This is a genomic window from Solimonas terrae (assembly GCF_011067135.1).
Classification (GTDB): Bacteria; Pseudomonadota; Gammaproteobacteria; order Nevskiales; family Nevskiaceae; genus Solimonas; species Solimonas terrae.
Window position 1 is genome coordinate 1 of record NZ_JAAMOW010000016.1, and the last position, 2,944, is coordinate 2,944.

Consider the following 2,944-nt stretch of genomic DNA (forward strand, 5'->3'; position numbering starts at 1 on the left):
TCCACGCGCTGCTGATCTGGGCACTGGCAGCGGGTCTGGCGCACAAGATGATCGAGATCCTGCCGGCGCCGATCGAGACCAAGCTGATCGAAGAGATCAAGCCACCGGACGAGCCGCCGCCGCCTCCGCCGCCACCGACGCTGGACGTGCCGCCGCCGCCGTTCGTTCCGCCGCCGGAGATCAACATCCAGACGCCGCCGCAGCAGCACGCGATCACGGTGCAGGACAAGGCACCGCCGCCGCCGGTGGTGCACCAGGCGCCGCCGACGATCGCGCTCAAGGTCAGCGGCCGCGGCTGCCGTCCGCCGGAATACCCGGCGATCTCCAACCGTCTGGGCGAAACCGGCTCGGTGGTGCTGCGCATGCTGGTCGGCCCGGACGGGCGGGTCAGCGACAGCAAGATCCAGAGCTCGAGCGGCTACCCGCGGCTCGACGAAGCGGCGCGGCGGGCCCTGAGCCTGTGCAAGTTCGAGCCGGCGATCGTCGACGGCGTGCCGACCTCGGCGTGGGGCCTGCTCAAGTACACGTTCAGGCCCGCCGACTGAACGATCGCGGCGATGGACGTCGCGGCCGACGCACGACGTTCTTTGTCATTCACTCATGTTCCGTCCTTGATTCGGAGATGTTCGATGTCGTTGAAACACACGTGCAAGGCGCTGGCTGTCGCGGCCGCGCTGGTCCTGACGATCGCGCTGCCGGCGCATGCCCAGGACAGCGGTACGCCGGCTGCCGACGCAGGCGCGGCCGACGCCCTGCCGAGCGCGCCGGCGGAGAACCCGGCGCTGGCCGAAGCGGCGCACACCGAAGAAGTGAACAACCCGTACGGGCTGTCGGCGCTGTGGGCACAGGGCGACCTGGTGGCGCGGGCGGTGCTGGTGATCATGCTGATCATGTCGGCGTCGACCTGGTACATCATGGTGATGAAGCTGATCGAACAGCAGAAGCTGTACGGCCAGAGCAAGGATGCCAACGCCAAGTTCTGGACGAGCAAGAGCGTGGGCGAGGGTGTGGGGGCACTGAAGACGGGGACCCCGTTCTGGTACATCGCCGACCGGGGCGTCAACGCCAGCCAGCACCACGAAGGCACGATGGTCGAACAGATCGACCTGAACAGCTGGGTGACGATGACCGTCAACCGGGCCGTTGAAGAAATCCAGAGCCGCCTGCAGGGCGGGCTGTCGGTGCTGGCGACGGTGGGCTCGACGGCGCCGTTCGTGGGGTTGTTCGGCACCGTGTGGGGCATCTACCACGCGCTGACGGCGATCGGCATCAGCGGGCAGGCGTCGATCGACAAGGTGGCCGGACCGGTGGGTGAAGCGCTGATCATGACCGCGATCGGTCTGGCGGTCGCCGTGCCGGCGGTGATGGGCTACAACTGGCTGGTGCGGCGCAACAAGACCGCGATGGAACAGGTGCGCGCGTTCTCGGCCGACCTGCACAGCGTACTGCTGTCGGGTTCGCGCGTCGGGCACAACGGCTAAGCGACGTGCCACTGGCATGTCGCCCGTTGTGCGCCCGGGCCGGGATGCCCGGGCCGGGGTTTCATCAAGCGATGAAGCCGCGCCACGGACGGCACCCCTGAGCTAACGAGAGAACATACACATGGCGATGCAAATCGGTGGCGAAGGCGGAGACGACGAACCGGTCTCCGCGATCAACACCACCCCGCTGGTGGACGTCATGCTGGTGCTGCTGATCATCTTCCTGATCACCATCCCGGTAGTGACGCACACCGTCCCGGTGAAGCTGCCGGAAGAGCGCAACCAGCCGTCGCAGACCAAGCCCAAGGACATCGTGATCGCGGTGGACAAGGAAGGGCAGATCTACTGGTCGAACGCGCCGGTGCCGGACCTGCCGACACTGCTGAGCAAGCTCAAGGCCGAAGCGGTGAAGGTGCCGCAGCCGGAAGTGCACATCCGCGGCGACCAGGAAGCGCGCTACCAGACGATCGGGCAGGTGGTGTTCACCTGCCAGCGCGCGGGCATCGCCAAGATCGGCTTCATCACCGAACCGCCGCCGAGAAACTGATCATGGGCATGAATGTAGGAAGTGGCAGCGGCGGCGGCGATCCGGAAGTGATGCTGGACGTCAACACCACCCCGCTGATCGACGTGATGCTGGTGCTGCTGGTGATGCTGATCATCACCATTCCGGTGCAGACGCATGCGGTGAAGCTGGACATGCCGCAGGCGACGCCGCCGCAGGAGAACGTGCAGCCGCCGCCGGTGGTGGATCTGGAGATCGACTTCGACGGCACGGTGATCTGGAACGGCGAGACGATCCCGAACCGGCAGGTGCTGGAAGCACGCCTGGTGCAGGCGGCCAATGCCGTGCAGCAGCCGGAGTTTCACATCCGGCCGAACAAGCTGGTCGAATACAAGTACGTCGCCGCCGTGCTGGCCAGCGCCCAGCGTCTCGGTGTCACCAACATCGGACTCGTCGGCAACGAGGCGATGTAGCACCGCATCACGCTTTGTCATGAACGCCGAAATTTTCCTTCGTCTGGCTGCAACCCCTCTCCTCCCCTCCTTACGGGCCAGACGTTCCTTCTTCCCCATCACGATCGCTCGTGCTGCCGGCCCGTCGCCGCGCCGAGCCACGTGGAGGACATCATGAAACCACGCAGCATCCAGCTCACCGCCGCCGCCCTGTTGTTGCTCGCGGCGCAGGCGCCGGCACTGGCCGCCGGGGGCAAGACCATCCGGCCGGAAGTCGGCAAGCCGCTGCAGGACGCCCAGAAGGCCCTGCAGGCCAAGAACTACGCCGAAGCCAGGGCCGACATCGCCAAGGCCGAAGGGGTCGGCAAGCTGAGCTCCTACGAGCGCTACATCATCGAGCGCCTGAAGGCGTCGGCCGCGATCGGTGTCGGCGACTACAAATCGGCACTGGCGTCGTACGAGAAGGTGGTCGCGTCCCCGGACCTGCCGCCGGAAGAAAAGGTGGG

General features: G+C 66.5%; 4 protein-coding genes and 1 pseudogene. All 5 read left to right on the forward strand.

Annotated elements, in window-relative coordinates:
* Positions 1–545: energy transducer TonB (locus G7Y85_RS19985; protein WP_166261785.1), on the forward strand; the 545-nt coding region annotated here is incomplete at its 5' end.
* Between the two features lie 84 nt (positions 546–629).
* Positions 630–1,481, forward strand: a complete 852-nt coding sequence (locus G7Y85_RS20730) for a MotA/TolQ/ExbB proton channel family protein (protein ID WP_166261787.1) — start codon at positions 630–632, stop codon at positions 1,479–1,481.
* 121 nt (positions 1,482–1,602) lie between these two features.
* On the forward strand, positions 1,603–2,028 hold the full coding sequence (locus G7Y85_RS19995; RefSeq protein WP_166261789.1) for an ExbD/TolR family protein: 426 nt from the start codon (positions 1,603–1,605) through the stop codon (positions 2,026–2,028).
* A 2-nt stretch (positions 2,029–2,030) separates the two neighbouring features.
* The gene (locus tag G7Y85_RS20000; RefSeq protein ID WP_166261792.1) at positions 2,031–2,459 is read left to right on the forward strand and encodes an ExbD/TolR family protein; all 429 of its coding nucleotides are present in this window, start codon (positions 2,031–2,033) and stop codon (positions 2,457–2,459) included.
* Positions 2,460–2,612: 153 nt separating this feature from the next.
* Positions 2,613–2,944 (forward strand): annotated as a pseudogene (locus G7Y85_RS20005) (hypothetical protein); the annotation flags it as partial.

Coding starts and splice junctions, on each gene's coding strand:
- G7Y85_RS19995 (WP_166261789.1), top strand. CDS start 1,603: ATGGCGATGCAAATCGGTGGCGAAGGCGGAGACGACGAACCGGTCTCC.
- G7Y85_RS20730 (WP_166261787.1), top strand. CDS start 630: ATGTCGTTGAAACACACGTGCAAGGCGCTGGCTGTCGCGGCCGCGCTG.
- G7Y85_RS20000 (WP_166261792.1), top strand. CDS start 2,031: ATGGGCATGAATGTAGGAAGTGGCAGCGGCGGCGGCGATCCGGAAGTG.